Origin of the sequence: Streptosporangium sp. NPDC001559 (assembly GCF_042893955.1) — a bacterium.
Lineage (GTDB): Bacteria > Actinomycetota > Actinomycetes > Streptosporangiales > Streptosporangiaceae > Streptosporangium.
On sequence record NZ_JBIAVG010000021.1, the window covers coordinates 38,351 to 57,035 of the forward strand.

General features: G+C 70.8%; 16 protein-coding genes. 6 read left to right on the top strand and 10 right to left on the bottom strand.

What is annotated here, in order from left to right:
• The first annotated feature begins 89 nt into the window (after positions 1–89).
• Together secG and ACFYY8_RS35885 are read left to right on the top strand one after the other, a co-directional pair.
• Positions 90–320: a preprotein translocase subunit SecG gene (secG, locus tag ACFYY8_RS35880; protein WP_352013199.1), complete on the top strand. Its 231-nt coding sequence runs from the start codon at positions 90–92 to the stop codon at positions 318–320.
• Between the two features lie 79 nt (positions 321–399).
• Complete coding sequence (locus ACFYY8_RS35885) at positions 400–747, top strand: RNA polymerase-binding protein RbpA (protein ID WP_012892502.1); 348 nt, start codon at positions 400–402, stop codon at positions 745–747.
• A 98-nt stretch (positions 748–845) separates the two neighbouring features.
• On the opposite strand, the gene ACFYY8_RS35890 is transcribed toward ACFYY8_RS35885, so the two are convergent.
• Positions 846–1,526 (bottom strand): TetR/AcrR family transcriptional regulator, encoded by a 681-nt coding sequence (locus ACFYY8_RS35890; RefSeq protein WP_390048878.1) that lies wholly within the window; start codon positions 1,524–1,526, stop codon positions 846–848.
• A 224-nt stretch (positions 1,527–1,750) separates the two neighbouring features.
• On the opposite strand from ACFYY8_RS35890, the gene ACFYY8_RS35895 reads away from it, so the two are divergent.
• A complete protein-coding gene (locus ACFYY8_RS35895) occupies positions 1,751–2,230 on the top strand; it encodes a GNAT family N-acetyltransferase (protein WP_390048880.1) in 480 nt (159 codons plus the stop codon).
• Positions 2,231–2,475: 245 nt separating this feature from the next.
• Entirely contained in the window at positions 2,476–3,636 is a 1,161-nt protein-coding gene (locus ACFYY8_RS35900; RefSeq protein ID WP_390048882.1) for a glycosyltransferase, read from the top strand.
• A 187-nt stretch (positions 3,637–3,823) separates the two neighbouring features.
• Here ACFYY8_RS35900 and ACFYY8_RS35905 read toward each other — a convergent pair whose 3' ends face one another.
• Positions 3,824–4,183, bottom strand: a complete 360-nt coding sequence (locus ACFYY8_RS35905) for a transposase (protein WP_390048884.1) — start codon at positions 4,181–4,183, stop codon at positions 3,824–3,826.
• 327 nt (positions 4,184–4,510) lie between these two features.
• Here ACFYY8_RS35905 and ACFYY8_RS35910 point away from each other — a divergent pair, with 327 nt between their 5' ends.
• On the top strand, positions 4,511–5,575 hold the full coding sequence (locus ACFYY8_RS35910; RefSeq protein WP_390048886.1) for a M4 family metallopeptidase: 1,065 nt from the start codon (positions 4,511–4,513) through the stop codon (positions 5,573–5,575).
• Between the two features lie 213 nt (positions 5,576–5,788).
• Here ACFYY8_RS35910 and ACFYY8_RS35915 read toward each other — a convergent pair whose 3' ends face one another.
• Entirely contained in the window at positions 5,789–7,402 is a 1,614-nt protein-coding gene (locus ACFYY8_RS35915) for an amidohydrolase (RefSeq protein WP_390048888.1), read from the bottom strand.
• Between the two features lie 67 nt (positions 7,403–7,469).
• Entirely contained in the window at positions 7,470–8,870 is a 1,401-nt protein-coding gene (locus tag ACFYY8_RS35920) for an NAD(P)/FAD-dependent oxidoreductase (RefSeq protein ID WP_390048890.1), read from the bottom strand.
• Between the two features lie 166 nt (positions 8,871–9,036).
• Between ACFYY8_RS35920 and ACFYY8_RS35925 the strand changes: the two genes are divergently transcribed.
• Positions 9,037–10,071: a GNAT family N-acetyltransferase gene (locus tag ACFYY8_RS35925; protein ID WP_390048892.1), complete on the top strand. Its 1,035-nt coding sequence runs from the start codon at positions 9,037–9,039 to the stop codon at positions 10,069–10,071.
• A gap of 59 nt (positions 10,072–10,130) precedes the next feature.
• Here ACFYY8_RS35925 and pgl read toward each other — a convergent pair whose 3' ends face one another.
• The 6 genes from pgl to tkt all read right to left on the bottom strand — a co-directional run bounded on the left by pgl (position 10,131) and on the right by tkt (position 18,430).
• Positions 10,131–10,904 (bottom strand): 6-phosphogluconolactonase, encoded by a 774-nt coding sequence (gene pgl, locus ACFYY8_RS35930; protein WP_390048894.1) that lies wholly within the window; start codon positions 10,902–10,904, stop codon positions 10,131–10,133.
• A gap of 109 nt (positions 10,905–11,013) precedes the next feature.
• A complete protein-coding gene (locus ACFYY8_RS35935) occupies positions 11,014–11,925 on the bottom strand; it encodes a glucose-6-phosphate dehydrogenase assembly protein OpcA (RefSeq protein WP_390048896.1) in 912 nt (303 codons plus the stop codon).
• The gene (zwf, locus tag ACFYY8_RS35940) at positions 11,926–13,593 is read right to left on the bottom strand and encodes a glucose-6-phosphate dehydrogenase (RefSeq protein ID WP_390048898.1); all 1,668 of its coding nucleotides are present in this window, start codon (positions 13,591–13,593) and stop codon (positions 11,926–11,928) included. It abuts the gene before it with no gap.
• Complete coding sequence (locus ACFYY8_RS35945) at positions 13,594–15,222, bottom strand: glucose-6-phosphate isomerase (protein ID WP_390048900.1); 1,629 nt, start codon at positions 15,220–15,222, stop codon at positions 13,594–13,596. It lies immediately after the preceding gene.
• Positions 15,223–15,227: 5 nt separating this feature from the next.
• Positions 15,228–16,331 (bottom strand): transaldolase, encoded by a 1,104-nt coding sequence (gene tal / locus ACFYY8_RS35950; protein ID WP_390048902.1) that lies wholly within the window; start codon positions 16,329–16,331, stop codon positions 15,228–15,230.
• A gap of 2 nt (positions 16,332–16,333) precedes the next feature.
• Positions 16,334–18,430, bottom strand: coding sequence for a transketolase (gene tkt, locus ACFYY8_RS35955; protein ID WP_390048904.1), 2,097 nt, complete (start codon positions 18,428–18,430; stop codon positions 16,334–16,336).
• Positions 18,431–18,685: the final 255 nt, after the last annotated feature.

Below are 18,685 nucleotides of genomic sequence, written 5' to 3' on the forward strand. Positions count from 1 at the left end.
TACCCTCTTAGAGCAAGTTTGAATCGTCACGCCACAGGCGTCATCCAGGGACACACCCGGACGCGGGTCGCACACAGGGACAGGTCACGGTGACAATCGGAATCTCCATCGCCCTCATTTTGTCGAGCATGCTGATGGTGCTGCTTGTTCTGCTCCACAAGGGCAAGGGCGGCGGCCTCTCGGACATGTTCGGCGGCGGCTTCTCGTCGTCGTTTGGTGGCTCCTCCGTGGTGGAGCGCAACCTCGACCGGCTCACCGTCATCACCGGTGTGGTCTGGTTCGTGTGCATCATCGCGTTGGGCCTCATTCTCAGGCCCTGATCCGGCTACGCAAGCGTGACAGTGGTTCAGCCCCCCGCATCCAACCGAGCGCAGGGGCCATCGAGCGAGGAGTTCATCCGTGGGTAGTGGCAACGCGATCCGTGGCAGTCGTGTCGGCGCGGGCCCGATGGGGGAGGCGGAGCGTGGCGAGGCGGCTCCCCGGGTAAGGGTTCCGTTCTGGTGCGCGAACATGCATGAGACGCGCCCAAGCTTCGCCAGCGACGCCGCCGTTCCTGAGTTCTGGGACTGCCCCCGGTGCGGCCTTCCCGCCGGTCAGGACGAGGCGAACCCGCCCGCTCCGCCGCGCAACGAGCCCTACAAGACGCACCTGGCCTACGTGAAGGAGCGTCGCAGCGACAAGGACGGCGCCCAGATCCTGGCCGAAGCCCTGGAGCGGCTGCGCTCCTCCTCGCGACCCATTTACTAGTACGGCATGCCGAGAGGCCCTCGTGGAACATCCGTGCGGGGGCCTCTCGGCATGACTACGGAATGATTACGGATCTTGTCATGCGGAGATTTCTCCGCTTATATGGGGGGTGATGGCTCCGGCTGGGGCCGATCTTCGAACTCGAAGTCCGGTTGCCCGAGAGTGCGCACCAGTTCGTCCAGACCGGCTTTCACCCGTTCGACGTCCATGCCCAGTGTCCTGCGCTGGTGCAGGTAAAGAGGAGCGGCCAGCGGGGCAAGCAGGGCGTCCGCCAGGTAGTGGACGTCAGTGTCGGGACGAAGGTTCAGCAGCAGCGTCGTCAGATGCAGGTGGTAGGCGGCGTAGGAGCCGCCGGTGTACCGCGCCTCCGGCGCGCTGGCTTCTGCGAAGAGCAGCAGGTCGGCCTGTTCCTCGGTGCGGTCGACCAACGCCTCCATGAAGGCGATGATCCGTTCGGAGGCCGGCGCCCCCGGCCCGAGTGGTGGCGGCCCGTGCAGGAACGCGGACTGCAAGGTGCGTTCTCGCTCGTCGATCAGCGCGTACGCCAGACCGGCCCGATCCCCGAATCGCCGGTAGACCGTGCCGACTCCGACACCTGCGACCTGAGCCACTTCGTCCATTGACAAGCTCTCCACACCGCCGGAGGCCGTGATGCGCCGGGCGGCGGAGAGAATCTTTCTCCGGTTCTCCGCCGCGTCGGCCCGCTCTCTGGGAGCGTCTCCGACGAGTGGTAGCTCCTTCCCCGTTACTGAGGGCTCCTTCCTGGTCGGCTCAGCCATCGAAGGCGGTTCCGGATGCGGCGCCCGTTTCCCCGGCCGCGCCCATGTCCTTCTTCATATTCATGATCGTATCTGTGTGGAGGCTTCCGCGTGTCTCGGTGGCGAAGATCCTTATGTCTTCCTTTCTGGACATAGGGAGGTATGGCAGACATATCCCTGTGCTTGCTGGGCTGTGCTGGTTTATCCGTTGGCTCGCGTCCCGGCCGGGACTGTAGGTTCCTGCCGTGACCGGCACAGGGGCGACGACGAGGATCAGGTCCGCGAACACGGCGGACGCGGCGGCGATAGCGCACATCCACATGACCTCCCGGGCGGTGGCCATGCCGTACCTGCCGCCGCAGAGACGCGACCACGCCCAGGTCACCCGATGGATCGAGGAGGTCGTGCTCACGTCGTGCCGGACCTGGGTCGCGGTGCGAGACGGAGAGATCGTCGGCTACGCCGCCCTTGAGGGGGACATGCTCGAACATCTCTACCTGAGACCGGACGTCCGCCGCCAAGGCGTCGGCACGCTCCTGCTCGACGAGGTCAGACGGCACAGCCCGGACGGCCTCTCCCTGCACGTCTTCCAGAGCAACGTCGAGGCCCGCGCCTTCTACGAGCGCCACGGTTTCACCGTCTTCGACACCGACGACGGCCGACGGAACATGGAGAAACTGCCCGACATGACCCTCCGCTGGACACCGTACGGCGCACACCACTGATTCAGCCGCGAGCCGTGCGGTCACGGCATCATGGGGAAAACGGGGATAAGCCCTCGGAAGGGGGTGGAACCAAATATCGTTTCCAGTGTCTCCGGGGGCAGGAAGGCCGGTTGTCACCCGTCGAGGCGGTGGCCGTACCCGGTGAATTGGATCTTCGTCGTGACTCCGGGTAGCGTGCGCGAGGCCGCCGGACGCTCCGGCGCGGCCCAGAGCCCGGATGACCGCAACGCTGGAAGGACACGAACATGAACGCCGGAAACCCCCGTCCCCTGCGGATGCTCGTCACCGGAGGCGGAACCGGCGGTCACACCTACCCCGCGCTGACCACGGTCGCGGCCGTCCGCGAGCAGGCCGCCGCCCGCGGCCTGGGCCTCGACGTCCTCTGGGTGGGTACGGCGAGCGGCCTTGAGGCCCGTGTCGCGGCCGAGCACGGCATCCCGTTCCGCGCGATCAAGGCGGGCAAGCTCCGGCGTTCCCCCAATCCGCGTGAACTGCTCACCAATCTCGCCGACATGTTCCGCATCCCCGTCGGCGTCCTGCAGGCCTTCGGCATCGCCGCCCGCTACCGTCCCGACGTGGTGCTGTCGACCGGGGGATACGTGTGCGTGCCGCTGGGACTGGCCTCCAGGCTGCTCGGCCGGCCGCTGGTGATGCACGAGCAGATCACCGCGCTCGGCCTGGCCAACCGCATCCTGGCGCGCTTCGCCACCCGCGTCGCGCTCACCCACCCCTCGTCGGTCGAACACCTGCCCGCCTCCGCGCGGGAACGTGCCGTGGTCACCGGCAATCCCGTCCGCCCCCACCTGCTGAACGGCAACGCCCCGTCGGGCCGCTGGCACTTCCGTCTCTCACCCGAACTGCCGCTGGTCTACGTGACCGGCGGAGCACAGGGCAGCAGGCAGATCAACACCATGATCGAGGCCGTCCTGCCGTCGCTGCTCACCAGGGCGCAGGTGCTCCACCAGTGCGGCGCGGGCTGGATCGACGGGCTCAGCCGGACCGCCGCGGCCCTGCCTCCCGAACTGGCGGGGCGCTACCAGCCGGTGGCCTATGTGGGGGAGGAACTGGCCCACGTGTTCGCGGCCGCCGACGTCGTCGTCTCCCGCAGCGGCGCCGGTACGATCGCCGAGCTGACCGCGATCGGAAAGCCGTCCGTCCTGATCCCGCTGATCCCGTCGGCGGGGGACGAACAGCGGCAGAATGCCCGCTACCTGGCCGAGGCGGGGGCGGCCAGGGCGCTCCTCGACGCGGGTCCCACCCCGGAGCACCTGCTCGCCGAACTCGGCCCGTTGCTGGCCGACCCCCACGCCCGCGCCACCATGGCCAAGGCCGCCAAGTCCCTCGGCCGTCTCGACGCCGCCGACGCCCTCGCCCGCGTCGTCCTCCAGGAGGCGGCCGTCGGCTGATCCCGCGCGCACGTGATCTCGTAGGGCGACCACGCACCGCCGAACTCCCGAGAGCGGGGGACGGACAGCCGGGTCTCGGGGTGCCGGGCCGGGCCGGTACGTGCTCCGGGCACAGTGCCCGGTACGGCCGCCGTGAGGCGTTCACGGCCGCGCTCGACCGGTGGGCCTGAGACGCGGCCCGCCCCGGTCACCAGTGCGCGACCTCGAACATCATGCCCGGCCGGATGTCCTGACGTGCGAGGCGGCCTGGGCCCGTCGCCCTGTCCGGCTCGGGCACGGTCTCGCCCGAGAGCAGCGCCTGCAGGATCGTCTCCCAGGTGCCGTCCGTCGACCAGCGCCGATGGCGGTTGTAGACGGTCTTCCACCGGCCGTAGACCTCGGGGACGGCACGCCACGAGCAGTCGGCCCGGCTGCGGAAGAACACCCCGTTGATGGTCGCCCGGTGATCGGCCCAGCGATGACCCCTGCGGGGATGCGAGGGTAAAAGCGGCGCCAGCCGTACCCACTCGTCCTCGGTCAGGTCGTGACGCTTCAACCGGTTGTCCACGACCTCATGATGTACACCATTTGTGCCTACTGATCTATCCGCCGCGTCTTCGCCCTGACGGGACGGCGTGTCGCCGTGGTGTATCGGGCGCCCGTTAGGTGGGCGCGCCCACCGAGTCCTCGCCGCTACGGGGCCGGGGAAGGGACGGCGCGGTCGTTACGGGACACCTCTCGTGGGACGCGCGTCGCGCCGCCGGTCGCCCGAAAAGCGCCGGACATTGCCGTGCCGCTGGCGAATTTGTATTTTCCAGGAGAAAACGACCCGGGCGACGGGCGTTCTCCACGTGTCGATTCTGACGAGGAACCCCCCAGAAGAAGGAGCCGTCAGATGACCTCCAAGATCGTGCTGGGCGCCGTCGTGGTCGTGACGACGCTGGCGCTGGCCACACCGGCGACGGCGTCCGAGCCGGAGAGCCCGGTCCAGCAGGGCGTGGGCCACAGCTACTACAACGGCGACCCGGTGTCCCTGCGGACCGCGGGAGGCCCCGACTACTACACCATGAGCGATCCCACCTACTCGGGACTGAGCTGCAACGTCGGGGCGTTCGGTGTGCCCCTCATCAAAAGGGGCAACGACTGGGGCGACAGGAGCCCGGTCAACCAGGAGACCGCCTGCGTCGACGGCATGTTCGCCGCGGAGCGGTACATGGACATGCTGCGCGACTGGTTCGGGCGCGACGGCACCGACGGGGAGGGCCGTACTCCACCGGTGTATCTCAGGCCGGACGTGGTCGGCTCCTATCTGAGCGGATGGGTCGCCCTGGGCCGGAACCAGGCGGGCACGAAGTGGGCCACCTCACTGGACACGGTCGGGCACGAGTACGGTCTGCGGACCTTCCTGGAGTCCGGCTCGGGGTGGAGCGGCTCCTCCGGCGGCGACGGCCAGGAGCATCAGGGGCTCAACGAGTCGTCGGGTGACGTCTTCGCCACGCTGCTCGAACACTACGTCGGCCACCCGGACACACTCGACGAGCCGGACTACCTGATCGGTGAGGAGTTCGACCTGAAGGGCGACGGGCCGGTCCGCAACATGTACAACCCCTCCCGGCTGGACGGCAAGAACTGCTACACCCGCTTCACCACCGACGCCGGCCCGCAGAACCACTGGTTCTACCTGCTGGCCGAGGGGACCAACCCGGCGGGCAAGCCCTCCAGCCCCGTCTGCTCCGGGCCCTCGGTGCTGAGGGGCATCGGCATCCGTAAGGCGGGGGAGATCTTCTACCGCGGCATCCAGCTCAAGACTGCCCCCTGGAACTACGCCAAGGCACGCGCGGCCACCGTACAGGCCGCCGCGACCCTCTACCCGGGAAGCTGCACCGAGGTGAACGCCGTCAGGGCCGCCTGGAGCGCGGTCGGGGTCGCCGCCAAGACCGGGGAACCGATCTGCGACTGAGATCCCGTCGCGGAGGCAACGCGCGGCGCCCCCGGACGGGTCCGGCCCCGGGGCGTCCGCGCCTTTCCCGGCGGTGAGGGCCTCACCGCCGGGAGCGTCGATCGCGTTGTCCGGCCGGGTGGGCGGTCCGAGACCTCCCCTCTGGGCGCCTTCGCCGGGACCCCGGCCGCCCAGGCGGAACGATCGAGGTCTTCCCCCGGCGGGGGCCGCCGTTCAGCGGTGGTAGACCTCCTCGCCGCCGACGAAGGTCATGGCGACCCCGGTCCGCCAGATGTCGGCCGCCGGTTCGGCGAACGGGTCGCGGTCGAGGACGACCAGGTCCGCCCGGTTGCCGGGGGTGATGACCCCGGCCTCGTCGTCTCCGTTGATCCAGGCCGAGCCCGCGGTGTAGGCGGTCAGCACGGTGGACAGGTCCAGGCGCTGACCCGGCAGGAACGGTGTCCGGGCGGTCGGGTAGTCCACGTGGACCGAGCCGCCGGGTTCGGTGCGGTTGACCCCGACGTGCATGCCCTGGAACGGGTCGGCGGTCGAGACGGGCCAGTCACTGCCCGCGCAGAACCGGGCGCCCGAGCGCAGCAGGTCGGCGAAGGGATACTGCCAGGCGGACCGCTCCTCGCCGAGGAAGGGGATCGTCAGCTCGTCCATCTGCGCGTGGTGGGTCGCCCACAGCGGCTGCAGGTTGGCGGCCACCCCGAGGGCGGCGAAGCGCGGCACGTCCGAGGGCTCGATGATCTGCAGGTGCGCGATGTGGTGCCGGTTGGCGGGGTCCGTCCCCTCGAAGCTGTCGAGGGCCTCGCGGACCGCGCGCTCGCCGATGGCGTGGAAGTGCACCTGGAAGCCGTGCCGGTCCAGCTCGGCGACGTGGCCCTTCAGCAGCGCCGGGTCCACGTAGGAGAGGCCGGTGCCGCCGCAGCGGCAGTAGGGCTCGATCACCGCGGCGGTGAAGTTCTCGGTGATGCCGTCCTGCATGATCTTCACCGAGGTGGCGCGGAAGCGCTCCAGGCCCTCGGCCGAGGCACGGCGTTCGATCAGTTCGGGGATCTGCTCGGCGCCACGGGTACGGTCCCACCACAGCGCGCCGACGACCCTGGCCCTCAGCCGTCCCGAGGCGGCGGCCGACAGGTAGACGGGCAGCTGGTCGTCCCAGCCCGCGTAGGAGCCGACGATGGCGTCCTGCCAGCCCGTGACGCCCAGGGAGAACAGGTGGTTCTGGGCCTCGACGAGCGCGTCGGCCATGTCGCCCGGCGTCGGGCTCGGTGTGAGCAGCCCGACCAGGTCCATCGCGCCCTCGTGCAGCACGCCGCTCGGCGTGCCGTCCGGGTCGCGCTCGATACGGCCGTCCGGCGGGTCGGGCGTCTCGCGGGTGATGCCCGCACGCCGCAGGGCGAGGGTGTTGACCCAGGCCGCGTGGTGGTCGCGCTGGAGCAGGTAGGCGGGCCGGTCGAGGAAGTCGATCTGCGAGCGGTGCGGCAGGCCGCCGGGGAAGGCCGCCATGTCCCAGCCGCCGCCGTCGATCCACTCGCGGGTGGTGTTCGCCTCCGCGTAGGAGATGATCCGCCCCAGGTACTCCGGCAGGCCGTAGACCTCGGACAGGTCGCATCTGGCCCGTTCGAGGCCCGCCTGCACCGGGTGGATGTGCGCGTCGGTGACGCCGGGGATCAGCAGGCCGCCGCCCAGGTCCACGGTCTCGTGGCCGGGGGCGGCCCGCCGTACGAGGTCGGCCTCGGGGCCGACGGCGGCGATCCTGCCGTCACGGACCAGCACGGCCTCGGCGAAGGCGTCCGCGGCCAGGAACGCCCGGCCGCCGCGGAACAGGATGTCGTTCACCGCTCCTCCGCGTACACGTGGGACGGGTGGGTCATGGCTCTCCTCTGTGTGCGGTGACGGTCATGGCTCAGCGTCCGGTGATGGAGTCGGCGACCCGCGCCAGGACGGAGGTACGGCCCAGCCCGGCCCGCTCCCTGGCGTCCGCCCTGCGGTACAGGTCGTACATGGCGTGTACCCCGATCCAGCGCAGCGGCTCGACCTCCCAGCCCCGTACCCTGCGGCCGACCCAGGGCAGCGAGGTCAGCTCGGTGTCCCGGCGCAGGATCAGGTCCCGCAGTGTACGGCCCGCCAGGTTGGTCGTGGTCACCCCGTGCCCGGTGTAGCCGCCCGCCCAGCCGACGCCGGTGGCGTGGTCGACGTGCACGCTCGCGCACCAGTCGCGGGGCACGCCGAGCACGCCGGACCAGGCGTGGGCCACCCTGGAGGCGCGCACGGCGGGGAACATGCCGGTCAGCAGCTCCCACAGCGCCTCGATCGTCCAGCTGTGCGTGTGCCCCCTGTCGTCGACGCGCGAGCCGTACAGGTAGGGCTTGCCGCGCCCGCCGAAGGCGATCCTGCCGTCCGCGGTGCGCTGGGCGTACATGTAGTAGTGCGCCATGTCGCCGAGCAGCTCGCAGCCCTCCCAGCCGATCTCGTCCCACAGCTCGCCGAGCGGTTCGGTGACGATCATCGAGCTGTTCATCGGCAGCCAGGCCCGGTGGTACTGCCGGAGTTCCGCGGTGAACCCCTCGGTCGCCCTGATGACGTAGCCGGCGCGGACGGTGCCGTACGGCGTGCGGGCCCGTCCCGGCGCGATCTCGGTGACGGGGGTGCGTTCGAAGATCTCCACCCCGAGATCCCGTACGGCCCGCGCCAGGCCACGGGCGAGCTTGGCCGGCTGGATGCGGGCGCAGTGCGGGCTCCAGATCGCGCTGACCGCTCCTTCGACCCGCAGGCGGGCCTCCCGTTCGGCCGGGTCGAGCAGCCTGACGTCCTCCTCGGTCCAGCCCCAGTGCCGTTCGTGCGCGAGCAGCTCGCGCAGCCGCCGGTCCTGGGCGGCGTTGGTCGCCACCGTGGTCACGCCGCCCTTGACGATGTCGGCGTCGACGCCCTCCTCCCCGGCGACGGTCACGACCTCGTCGACAGCCTCGAACATCACGCGCTGCAGCCGTCTGGCCGCCTCGACGCCGTGTGTCCTGGCGTAGCGTTCCGGGGTTCCGGCCAGCTCGCCGACGAGCCAGCCGCCGTTGCGTCCCGAGGCGCCGTATCCGGCGAACTCCTTCTCCAGTACGACGACCCGCAGTTCCGGTCGCGCCTTCTTCAGGTAGTAAGCCGTCCACAGACCGGTGTAGCCCGCGCCGACGATCGCCACGTCGGCGTCGCGGTCGCCACCGAGGGGGGCACCCGCCTCGGGAAGGCCGAGGGAGCGGTACCAGAAGGAGACGTCTCCGTTGACGAAGTCATCGGAGAGTGGAACACGCGTGCTCATGGCCATACATACTGCTATATCCGTCAATTAGTACGAACCTTCCAACGGAAACCGTTGTATAAACGCATCATGGGTGATATTTCATGACGTAACTGGGGTCTCACTCCCGTGTAGCGCTCCCGTAACGGAGACGCGGCAGGCTGTGCCTGACAGAGGGAGTGATCCGATGGGGTTTCTGAGGATTCGTACCACGGTTGACGAGCGTCCCGGGCGGCTGTCCTCGCTGGCCGCCGCACTGGCGGACAAGGGTGGCAACATCCTGGGCCTGAGCGTCCAGTCCGACACCGGGGGCACGGTGGACGAGTTCCTCGCCGACATCCCCTCGGGACCCGAGGTGGTGCGCCGGGTGCTTGAGGAGGCGGGCGGCCGCCAGGTCCAGGTCGTCACCGCGACCGCCCACGAGCTGACCGACGAGCCGACCCGCGTCCTGCTGCTCGCCGCCGGGCTGCGCGCGGAGCCCTGGCGCCTCCCCGAACTGCTGGCCGAGCTGCTGCGCGCCGAGGACGCCCGCTGGGTCGGCGGCGCGGAGCGGGACGACCTTCCGGACCCGACGCTGTTGACCGTCCCGGTGACTCCGCGCCGCTCCGTCCGGCTGCGCAGGGCCGGGCTGCCCTTCACCCTGACGGAGGCCGCCAGGGCCGCCTCCTTCGTACGGCTGGCCCAGCCCGCCCTGCGGCAGCGGCCCGGCGCCGAACGGGTCGTCACGCTGTCCGACGGCACCCAGGCGCGGGTCCGCCCGCTCACCGAGCTCTACCGCGAGGCGGTCCGCGACCTGCACGACCGCTGCTCGCCGGAGTCCCGCCGGTTCCGCTACCTCACCCCGGCGCCCGCGCTGCCGCCCCAGGCCTTCGACCGGCTCTGCGACCGCTCCCGGGGCCGGTCGCTGGTGGCCGGGCACGACGGGCAGGTCATCGCCGTGGCCACCCTCGCGCTCACCCCCGGACCGGGGACCGCAAGGATGGCCCTGCTGGTCGAGGACCGCTGGCAGGGCATGGGACTGGGCGCCGCGCTGGCCAGGATGATCCTCACCGTCGCCCGCGACCTGGGACTCGCCGAGGTCAGGGCCGCGATGCTCACGGACAACACGCGAATGCGCGCTCTGCTGACCTCACTGGGAGCGGCGGTCGCCCCGACCGACGACCCCGGCGTGGTCGAGGCCAGGCTCGCCGTCGGCACACTGGCCGGGACGTCCCCGGAGTGAGTCTCCAGCCGGGGGCGCGACGTCTCCGCCGACCCGCCGTCATACGGCGGGGGACGGGCTCAGGGGGAGGAGATCCGGCCGAGGGAGGCGGGGATCTTGGTGGCCGCGGCCCTGTCCAGCAGGAACAGCGTCCGCTGCCTGCCACGGGCGCCCGCCGCGGGGATCTGCACCGGCCCCGTGTCGGACAGCGCCAGCCGTACGGCGGAGGCCTTCTCCGCGCCGGCGGCGACCACCCACACCTCACGCGCCGCCTGGATGACCGGCAGCGTCAGTGAGATCCGGGTGGGCGGCGGCTTCGGCGAACCGTGCACCGCGACCACGGGACGGGTCTCGTAGAGCGCGGGCATGCCGGGGAACAGCGAGGCGACATGGCCGTCCGGGCCCATGCCCAGCAGGAGGATGTCGAACGACGGCGCGGGCCCGTGATCCTCGGGGAGCGCGGCGCGGTGCAGCTTCTCGGCGTAGGCGTCGGCGGACTCCTCGGCCGTCATCCCGGAGTCGGGGCCGCGCATCACGTGGACGCGGGCGGGGTCGAGGTCGACCTGGTCGAGCAGGGCGGCACGCGCGCCGGTCTCGTTGCGCTCGGGATCGCCGGACGGCAGGAAACGCTCGTCGCCCCACCAGATGTCCAGGTGCCGCCAGTCGATCGCGTCACGGGCGGGGCTGGCCGCGATCTCGGCCAGGGTCGCGATGCCGACGGTGCCACCGGTCAGCACCAGGGAGGCCGAGCCCCGGCTCGACTGGACGTCGACGAGGCCGGTGATCACCCGGGCGGCGACCGCCTTGGCGAGCATGTCGGCGTCGCGATGAATGATCACAGTTGGAACGCTCACGGGACTTCTCTCTCAAGAACTCTCGGCGGGTGCCACGGCCGGGCCTTCGGTACGGGAGCCCCGCCGTGAGGGCGTCCCGCGGCGGACCGCGGGACGCCTCACCCGGGTTTCAGGACTTGCGGCCGCGGGCGATCCGCCGGATCGCGGCCTCGTAGATCTCGTCCGGGTCGAGCCGGCGCATCTCCTCGGCGAGCAGCTCCGCGGTCGGCCTCCTGGTCAGCGCGACCTGGCGGTCGGGCCTGCCGGGACGAGACAGCGTGGCCAGCCGCCCGTCGCCACGGGTGATGACGACGTCGCCGTCGGCGGTGGTCAGCCTGACCGCGGTCAGGCCGGGCCCCTCCGAGTCGACGACCTTGACCGGCACGCCGAGGCGCTCGCTCAGCCAGGCCGCCAGCAGCAGCGCGCTCGCGTGCCCCGGCGCGGCCTCGACGACCCCCTTCTTGACCTTGCCGACCGGCTGGTCGAACACGGCGGCCAGCAGGCTCCGCCACGTCGTCAGCCGGGTCCAGGCCAGGTCGGTGTCGCCGGGCACGTACCCCTTCGACCGGCTCGTGATCGCCTCGACCGAGTCGGCGGCCGACCTGGCGTCGACGATGCGGCGCTGCGCGAGCAGGCCGATCGGGTCCTTCGCCGGGACGGAGGGGCAGGAGCCCGGCCACCAGACGACCACCGGGGTGTCGGTCAGCAGCAGCGGGCCGACCACCGAGTCGGCGTGCTCGGTGAGCTCGCCGTACAGGCGCAGCAGGATCACCTCGCCCGGCGTCGACTCGCCGAAGCGGATCTCAGCGTCGAGACGGTTGTGCTCCTTCGGGTCACGGGGGATGACGACCAGTATCCGGGAGGGGTGCTCCCTGGCCGCCTCGGTCGCCGCCCTGACCGCGTCGTACTGGTTGCCCTCGTCGCAGACCACCACCAGCGTCAGCACCATGCCGACCGCGGGGGTGCCCATCTGGTGCCGCAGCTGGGTGAGCTGGGAGGAGATCTTCGACGCCGTCGTGCCGGTGAGCATGAAGCTCGTCATCTACAACCTCCTCCACTCGCGTCCGTCGCGGGCCATCATCTCGTCGGCCGAGGCGGGGCCCCAGGTTCCGGAGGGGTATTCCTCCGGCGGGCCCTGGGTGGCCCAGAAGTCCTCGACAGGGTCGAGGATGGACCACGAAAGCTCGACCTCGCGCTGGTGCGGGAAGAGCGGCGGATCGCCGATCAGCACGTCCAGCAGAAGCCGCTCGTAGGCCTCGGGGGAGGACTCCATGAACGACTCGCCGTAGGCGAAGTCCATCGAGACGTCCCTGACCTCCATGGCGGTCCCCGGCACCTTCGAACCGAAGCGGACCGTGATGCCCTCGTCCGGCTGGACCCGGATGACCAGGGCGTTCTGCCCCAGGATCTCGGTGTCGTCCTTGCTGAACGGCAGGTGCGGCGCACGCTGGAAGATCACCGCGACCTCGGTCACCCTGCGGCTGAGGCGCTTGCCGGTGCGCAGGTAGAACGGCACCCCGGCCCAGCGGCGGTTGGCGATCTCCAGCTTGACCGCGGCGTAGGTCTCGGTGATGGAGTCCGGCGGGATGCCGTCCTCCTGGGTGTAGCCCGCCACCGGCTCCCCGCCCTGCCAGCCGGGCCCGTAACGGCCCCTGGCGGTGGACAGCTCCAGGTCCGGCGGCAGCTGCACCGCCTTGAGGACCTTCTCCTTCTCCCTGCGCAGCGAGTCGGCCCCGAACGACGTCGGGTCCTCCATCGCCACCAGCGCGAGCAACTGCAGCAGGTGGTTCTGGATGACGTCACGGGCCGCGCCGATGCCGTCGTAGTATCCGGCCCTGCCGCCGATGCCGATGTCCTCGGCCATCGTGATCTGGACGTGGTCGACGTAACCCCGGTTCCAGATCGGCTCGAACAGGTTGTTGGCGAAGCGCAGCGCCAGGATGTTCTGGACGGTCTCCTTGCCCAGGTAGTGGTCGATGCGGAACACCGAGCTCTCCGGGAAGACGGCGCTGGTGATCGCGTTGAGCTCCTGGGCGCTCCGCAGGTCGTGCCCGAAGGGCTTCTCGATCACCACGCGGCGCCAGGAGCCCTCCGGGGCGTTGGCCAGCCCCGTGCGCTTGAGCTGCTGGACCACCACCGGGAAGAACTTCGGCGGAACCGACAGGTAGAACCCGTAGTTGCCGCCCGTCCCCCTGGTCTGGTCGATCTCCTTGAGCATCATGGCCAGCGCGTCGAACGCCCCGTCGTCGGTGAACTCCCCGGGGCAGAAGAAGATGCCCTCGGAGAGCTGCTTCCAGACCTCCTCGCGGAAGGGCGTGCGCGCGTGCTCCTTGACGGCGTCGTGGGTGAGCTGCGCGAAGTCCTGGTCCTGCCAGTCGCGGCGGGCGAAACCGACCAGGGAGAAACCGGGGGGCAACAGCCCCCGGTTCGCCAGGTCGTAGATCGCCGGCAGCAGCTTCTTACGCGCCAGGTCGCCCGTCACGCCGAACAGGACCAGCACGCACGGGCCCGCGACCCGGGGCAGCCGCTTGTCGCGGGGGTCGCGCAGCGGATTGGACTCGATCAGGGCCTCGGTGGTGCTGACGGTCGCCGCCGCGGATGTCTCCGCCGCGGACCGCTCGCCCCCCACGGGGTCGACGTGCGCGTCCTCGCCGCGCACGTCCTCCGGCTCCGCCTCTGCCGGGCGGGCTCCGGACTGCTTGTCACTCATTCAGGCCTCCCGCGCAGCCTCAAGGAGGCGTGCGACACCGGCGGTGCGGTCGGTCAGGTGAAGTCGTACGGCGGGTCGTCCCCGCCCGGCCAGCGCGTCCTGGTCTCCCAGAGCCTGCGCCAGTTGCAGCCTGCCCAGCGTGTACGGCTTGCCGGGCACCTCGACGTCCTCCTCGACGGCCCCGGTGATCTGCAGGAACACACCGTTCTGCGGGCCGCCCTTGTGGTACTGGCCGGTCGAGTGCAGGAAACGGGGGCCCCACCCGAAGGTGACCGGCCGCTCGGTGCGCACCGCGAGGCGACCGCGCAGCGTCGCCGGGTCGGCGGCGCTCCAGGCGTCGGTCATCTCCTCGAAGGAGGCGTCCTCGGCGTGCGGGGCGTCGAAGGCCGCCTCCCTGTCGAGGTAGGCCATGATCGCGAGATAGCCGTCCTCGGGAACGGCCTCCAGCAGGCGGGTGAGCACCTCGGGCAGGTCCTTGGGGACCTCGCCGCCGGGCAGCTCGCCGTACACCTCGACCGGGCCGTCGACCAGGATCGGCGTGCCGGTGGGCAGTTCCTCCCGGTCGAGCAGCCTGCCGGTGTTCTCCTTCGACTCGGCCACGTTCGGCTGGTTGAAGGGGTCGATGCCCAGCAGGCGGCCCGCGACGGCCGTGGCGTACTCCCACACCAGGAACTGGGCTCCCAGCGGGCCGCCGACCGTGACCACCCCGTCGGAGTCGATCCCGGCGACCAGCTCGTCCGGAGCCTCACCGGGGTCGGCGCCGACGACGGGCAGGATGCCCCTGCCGGACTTGCCGGTCGACTCGGCGATCAGCTGCTCGATCCAGTCGGGCAGACCGTTGATCTCGGACAGGCCGTCCTCAAGCACGAGCTTGTCGCGCCCGGCGAGCGCGGCGGCGCCGAGGGCGGCGCCCAGCTCCAGGCCGGGATTGCCCTCGGACCGCGAGAGCAGCGGCCGTACCTCGGCGGCCTCGTCGAGCAACCGCTCGACGTCGGCGCCCGCCAGCGCGCTGGGCACCAGGCCGAAGGCCGTCAGGGCACTGTAGCGGCCGCCGACGTTCGGGTCCGCCAGGACGACCGGGTAACCGGCCTCGACGGCGGTCCGCTCAAGCGGCGAGCCGGGGTCGGTGACCACGACGATCCGCTCGGCCGGGTCGATGCCCGCCTCACGGAAGGCCTTCTCGTAGATGCGCCGGTGGCTGTCGGTCTCGACGGTGCCGCCGCTCTTGCTGGCGACGACCAGGATCGTGCGGTCGAGCCTGTCGCGCAGCGCGCGCAGCACCTGGCCGGGGTCGGTCGTGTCGAGCACGGTCAGCGGCACGTCGGCGGTCGTGGTGATGACCTCGGGGGCCAGGGAGGAGCCGCCCATGCCGGCCAGGACCACGTGGTCGAGGCCCCGCTCGCGGGCCCGCTCGACCAGCTCGCCGATCTGCGGCAGCAGCTGCCTGCTGCTCAGCGGGAGGTCGAGCCAGCCGAGACGGATCGCGGCCTCGGCCGCGGCGTCCGGGCCCCACAGGGCGGGGTCTCCGTCGGAGAGGGCCTCGGGAACGCCCTCTGAGGCGAGCCGGGCGGCCGCCTCGGCGGCCTGCTCGGCGAGCTTCTCCTCGGCGAACGTCACGGAAACCGACATGTGTTTCACGCCTTCCGGAGCTCGGCGGCGACGGTGGCCAGCAGTTCGTTCCAGGAGGCCTCGAACTTCTCGACGCCCTCCTCCTCCAGGACCCGCACGACGTCGTCGTAGTCGATGCCGGCCTCCTTGAGGGCGGCCATGGTGTTCCAGGCGTCCTCGTAGTGGGGGCGGACGGTGTCACCGGTGACGCGGCCGTGGTCGGCGACGGCGTCGAGGGTCTTCTCCGGCATCGTGTTGACCGTGTTCCGGGTGACCAGCTCGTCGACGTAGAGGGTGTCGGGGTAGCTGGGGTCCTTGGTGCCGGTCGAGGCCCACAGCGGACGCTGCGGGCGGGCCCCCGCGGCGCTCAGCGCCTGCCAGCGCGGAGAGTTGACCACGTCCTCGTAGGCGGCGTGGGCCAGGCGGGCGTTGGCGACCGCGGCCTTGCCCTTGAGGGCGCCGGCCTCGGGGGTGCCGATCTTGTCCAGGCGCTTGTCGATCTCGGTGTCGACCCGGCTGACGAAGAAGGAGGCGACCGACTCGATGCCCGCCAGGTTCAGGCCGTTGGCCTTGGCCCGTTCGAGGCCGGTCAGCCAGGCGTCCAGGACCGCGCGGTAGCGCTCGAGGGAGAAGATCAGCGTGACGTTGACGCTGATGCCCTCCGAGATCGCCTGCGTGATCGCGGGCAGGCCCTCGGCCGTCGCGGGGATCTTGATGAACAGGTTGGGACGGTCCACCATCCACCACAGCGCCCGCGCCTCGGCGACGGTCTCGTCCGTCTTCCTGGCCAGGCGGGGGTCGACCTCAATGGAGACCCTGCCGTCGACCCCGCCGGTGGCGTCGTAGACGGGCCTGAGCACGTCGGCGGCCCAGCGGATGTCGTAGGTGGTGATGGCGCGCACCGCCTCCTCGACCTCCACCCTCCGCACGGCGAGGTCGTGGAGCTGGGTGTCGTAGGCGTCGCCCTTGCTCAGCGCCGAGGCGAAGATCGTCGGGTTGGAGGTGACGCCGACCACGTGCTTGTCGCGGATCAGCGCCTCCAGGTTGCCGGTGCGCAGGCGCTCCCGGCTGATGTCGTCAAGCCAGATGGAGACGCCCTGGTCGGATAGGCTCTTGAGAATCTCACTCATGATCAATTTCCCGTCGTCTCGCCCTTGTCGGCCCCGGTCCTGGCGAGGCTTGCCTTGGCTGCGGCGGCCACGCGCTCGGCGGTGAGACCGAACTGCTCGTAAAGGGTCCTGTAGGGAGCCGAGGCTCCGAAGTGCTCCAGGCTGACCACTTCCCCCTCATCTCCCACGAACTCCCGCCAGCCCAGCCCGATTCCCGCCTCTACGGCGACCCTCGCGCGGACCGCCGGAGGCAGCACCGTCTGCCGGTAGGCGGCGTCCTGGGCGTTGAACCACTCGACGCACGGCATCGAGACGACCCGGGCGGAGATGCCCTGGGCCTCAAGGAGCTCACGGGCCCCGACGGCCAGCTCGACCTCCGAGCCGGTGCCGATCAGGATGACGTCGGGCTGCCCGTCGGAGGCGTCCTGGAGCACGTAGGCGCCCTTGGCGACCTTCTCCGCGTCGGCGGTGCCCTCGTAGACCGGCAGGTTCTGCCGGGTCAGCGCCAGCGCGGCCGGGCGGTCGGTGTGCTCGATCACGGTCCGCCAGGCGGCGACGGTCTCGTTGGCGTCGGCGGGACGCACCACGTCGAGGCCGGGAATGGCGCGCAGCGACCACAGGTGCTCGATCGGCTGGTGGGTCGGGCCGTCCTCGCCGAGGCCGATGGAGTCGTGCGTCCACACGTAGGTGACCGGCAGCCGCATCAACGCCGCCAGCCGTACGGCGGGGCGCATGTAGTCGCTGAAGACCAGGAACGTGCCACCGTAGGGCCGGGTGCCGCCGTGCAGCGCGATGCCGTTGAGGATGGCCCCCATGCCGTGCTCGCGGATGCCGAAGTGCAGCGTCCTGCCGTAGCGGTTCCCGGGGAACTCCTTGGTCTGGTACTCGTCGGGGATGAAGGACGGCTCGCCCTTCATCGTGGTGTTGTTCGACTCGGCGAGGTCGGCCGAGCCGCCCCACAGCTCGGGCAGCACCCGTGCCAGGCTGCCCAGCACCTCGCCGGAGGCCTTGCGGGTCGCCACGGAGGCGCCGGGCTCGAAGGTCGGCAGCGCCTCGGTCCAGCCGGCGGGCAGCAGCCTGGCGGAGATGCGGTCGAACTCCGCGGCCCGCTCGGGGTTGTCCTCCCGCCAGGTGGTGTAGCCCTTGTCCCACTCGGCGTGGGCGGCGCGGCCCCGCGCGACCACCTCGCGGGCGTGCTCCAGCACCTCGCCGGGGACGTCGAAGCTCTTGGCCGGGTCGAGACCCAGGATCTCCTTGGTGGCGGCGACCTCGTCGGCGCCCAGGGCCGAGCCGTGGACCTTGCCGGTGTTCTGCTTGTTGGGCGCGGGCCAGCCGATGATGGTGCGCAACCTGATGAAGGAGGGCTTTCCGGTCTCGGCGCGGGCGGCCTCGAGGGCCTGGTACAGCTCCGCGACGTTCTCCGAGTAGGTGTCGCCCGCCGTCCAGTCGACGGTCTGGACGTGCCAGCCGTAGGCCTCGTAGCGCTTGACGATGTCCTCGCTCAGCGCGATCTGGGTGTCGTCCTCGATGGAGATGTGGTTGCTGTCGAAGACGACGACCAGGTTGCCGAGCTTCTGGTGACCGGCCAGGGCGCTGACCTCGTGGCTGATGCCCTCCTCGATGTCGCCCTCGGAGGCGATGCACCAGATCGTGTGGTCGAAGGGGCTGGTGCCCTCGGCGGCGGCCGGGTCGAACAGGCCGCGCTCACGGCGGGCGGCCATGGCCATGCCGACGGCGTTGCCGATGCCCTGGCCCAGCGGGCCCGTGGTCGTCTCGACGCCGACGGTGTGGCCGTGCTCCGGGTGCCCCGGGGTGAGGCTGCCCCACTGGCGGAGGCTCTTCAGGTCGTCGAGGGACAGCCCGTAGCCGGACAGGAAGAGCTGGATGTAGAGGGTCAGGCTCGAGTGCCCGGCGGAGAGCACGAAACGGTCCCGGCCCACCCACGTGGGATCGGAGGGGTCATGGCGCATCAACCGCTGGAAAAGCAGGTAGGCGGCGGGCGCCAGGCTCATCGCGGTGCCCGGGTGACCGGACCCCGCCTTCTCTACCGCGTCCATCGCCAGGGCCCGTACGGCGTCGACCGCCCGGCGGTCAAGGTCGCTCCATTCAAGGGCTGGCACGAGTTCGCTGCTCAACTGCTCGATCTCCGGATCTATTCGTGTGATGGTGGCGCCGGTTTGGCTTTTCCCGCCCACACCGGACCCTAACGGTTCGGCATCACTACCGTTGCGTAGGCTGAGCCGGGGCGAGTCCGCAGGAGCTTCAACAGATGTGGACACAGCCCACCAAGGCATCACATCGTGCCGCTTCCCCACCCCATGCCGGAACCGGCCACCCCAACAACTACAGTTGATTGCTCAGGCTGGCTGGTGCCC

Excerpts from the sequence above, each read along its gene's own strand:
- ACFYY8_RS35945 (WP_390048900.1), bottom strand. The coding sequence starts at position 15,222 with ATGTCGGTTTCCGTGACGTTCGCCGAGGAGAAGCTCGCCGAGCAGGCC.
- ACFYY8_RS35935 (WP_390048896.1), bottom strand. The coding sequence starts at position 11,925 with ATGACGAGCTTCATGCTCACCGGCACGACGGCGTCGAAGATCTCCTCC.
- ACFYY8_RS35900 (WP_390048882.1), top strand. The coding sequence starts at position 2,476 with ATGAACGCCGGAAACCCCCGTCCCCTGCGGATGCTCGTCACCGGAGGC.
- ACFYY8_RS35925 (WP_390048892.1), top strand. The coding sequence starts at position 9,037 with ATGGGGTTTCTGAGGATTCGTACCACGGTTGACGAGCGTCCCGGGCGG.
- ACFYY8_RS35910 (WP_390048886.1), top strand. The coding sequence starts at position 4,511 with ATGACCTCCAAGATCGTGCTGGGCGCCGTCGTGGTCGTGACGACGCTG.
- zwf (WP_390048898.1), bottom strand. The coding sequence starts at position 13,593 with ATGAGTGACAAGCAGTCCGGAGCCCGCCCGGCAGAGGCGGAGCCGGAG.
- ACFYY8_RS35890 (WP_390048878.1), bottom strand. The coding sequence starts at position 1,526 with ATGGCTGAGCCGACCAGGAAGGAGCCCTCAGTAACGGGGAAGGAGCTA.
- ACFYY8_RS35920 (WP_390048890.1), bottom strand. The coding sequence starts at position 8,870 with ATGAGCACGCGTGTTCCACTCTCCGATGACTTCGTCAACGGAGACGTC.
- tal (WP_390048902.1), bottom strand. The coding sequence starts at position 16,331 with ATGAGTGAGATTCTCAAGAGCCTATCCGACCAGGGCGTCTCCATCTGG.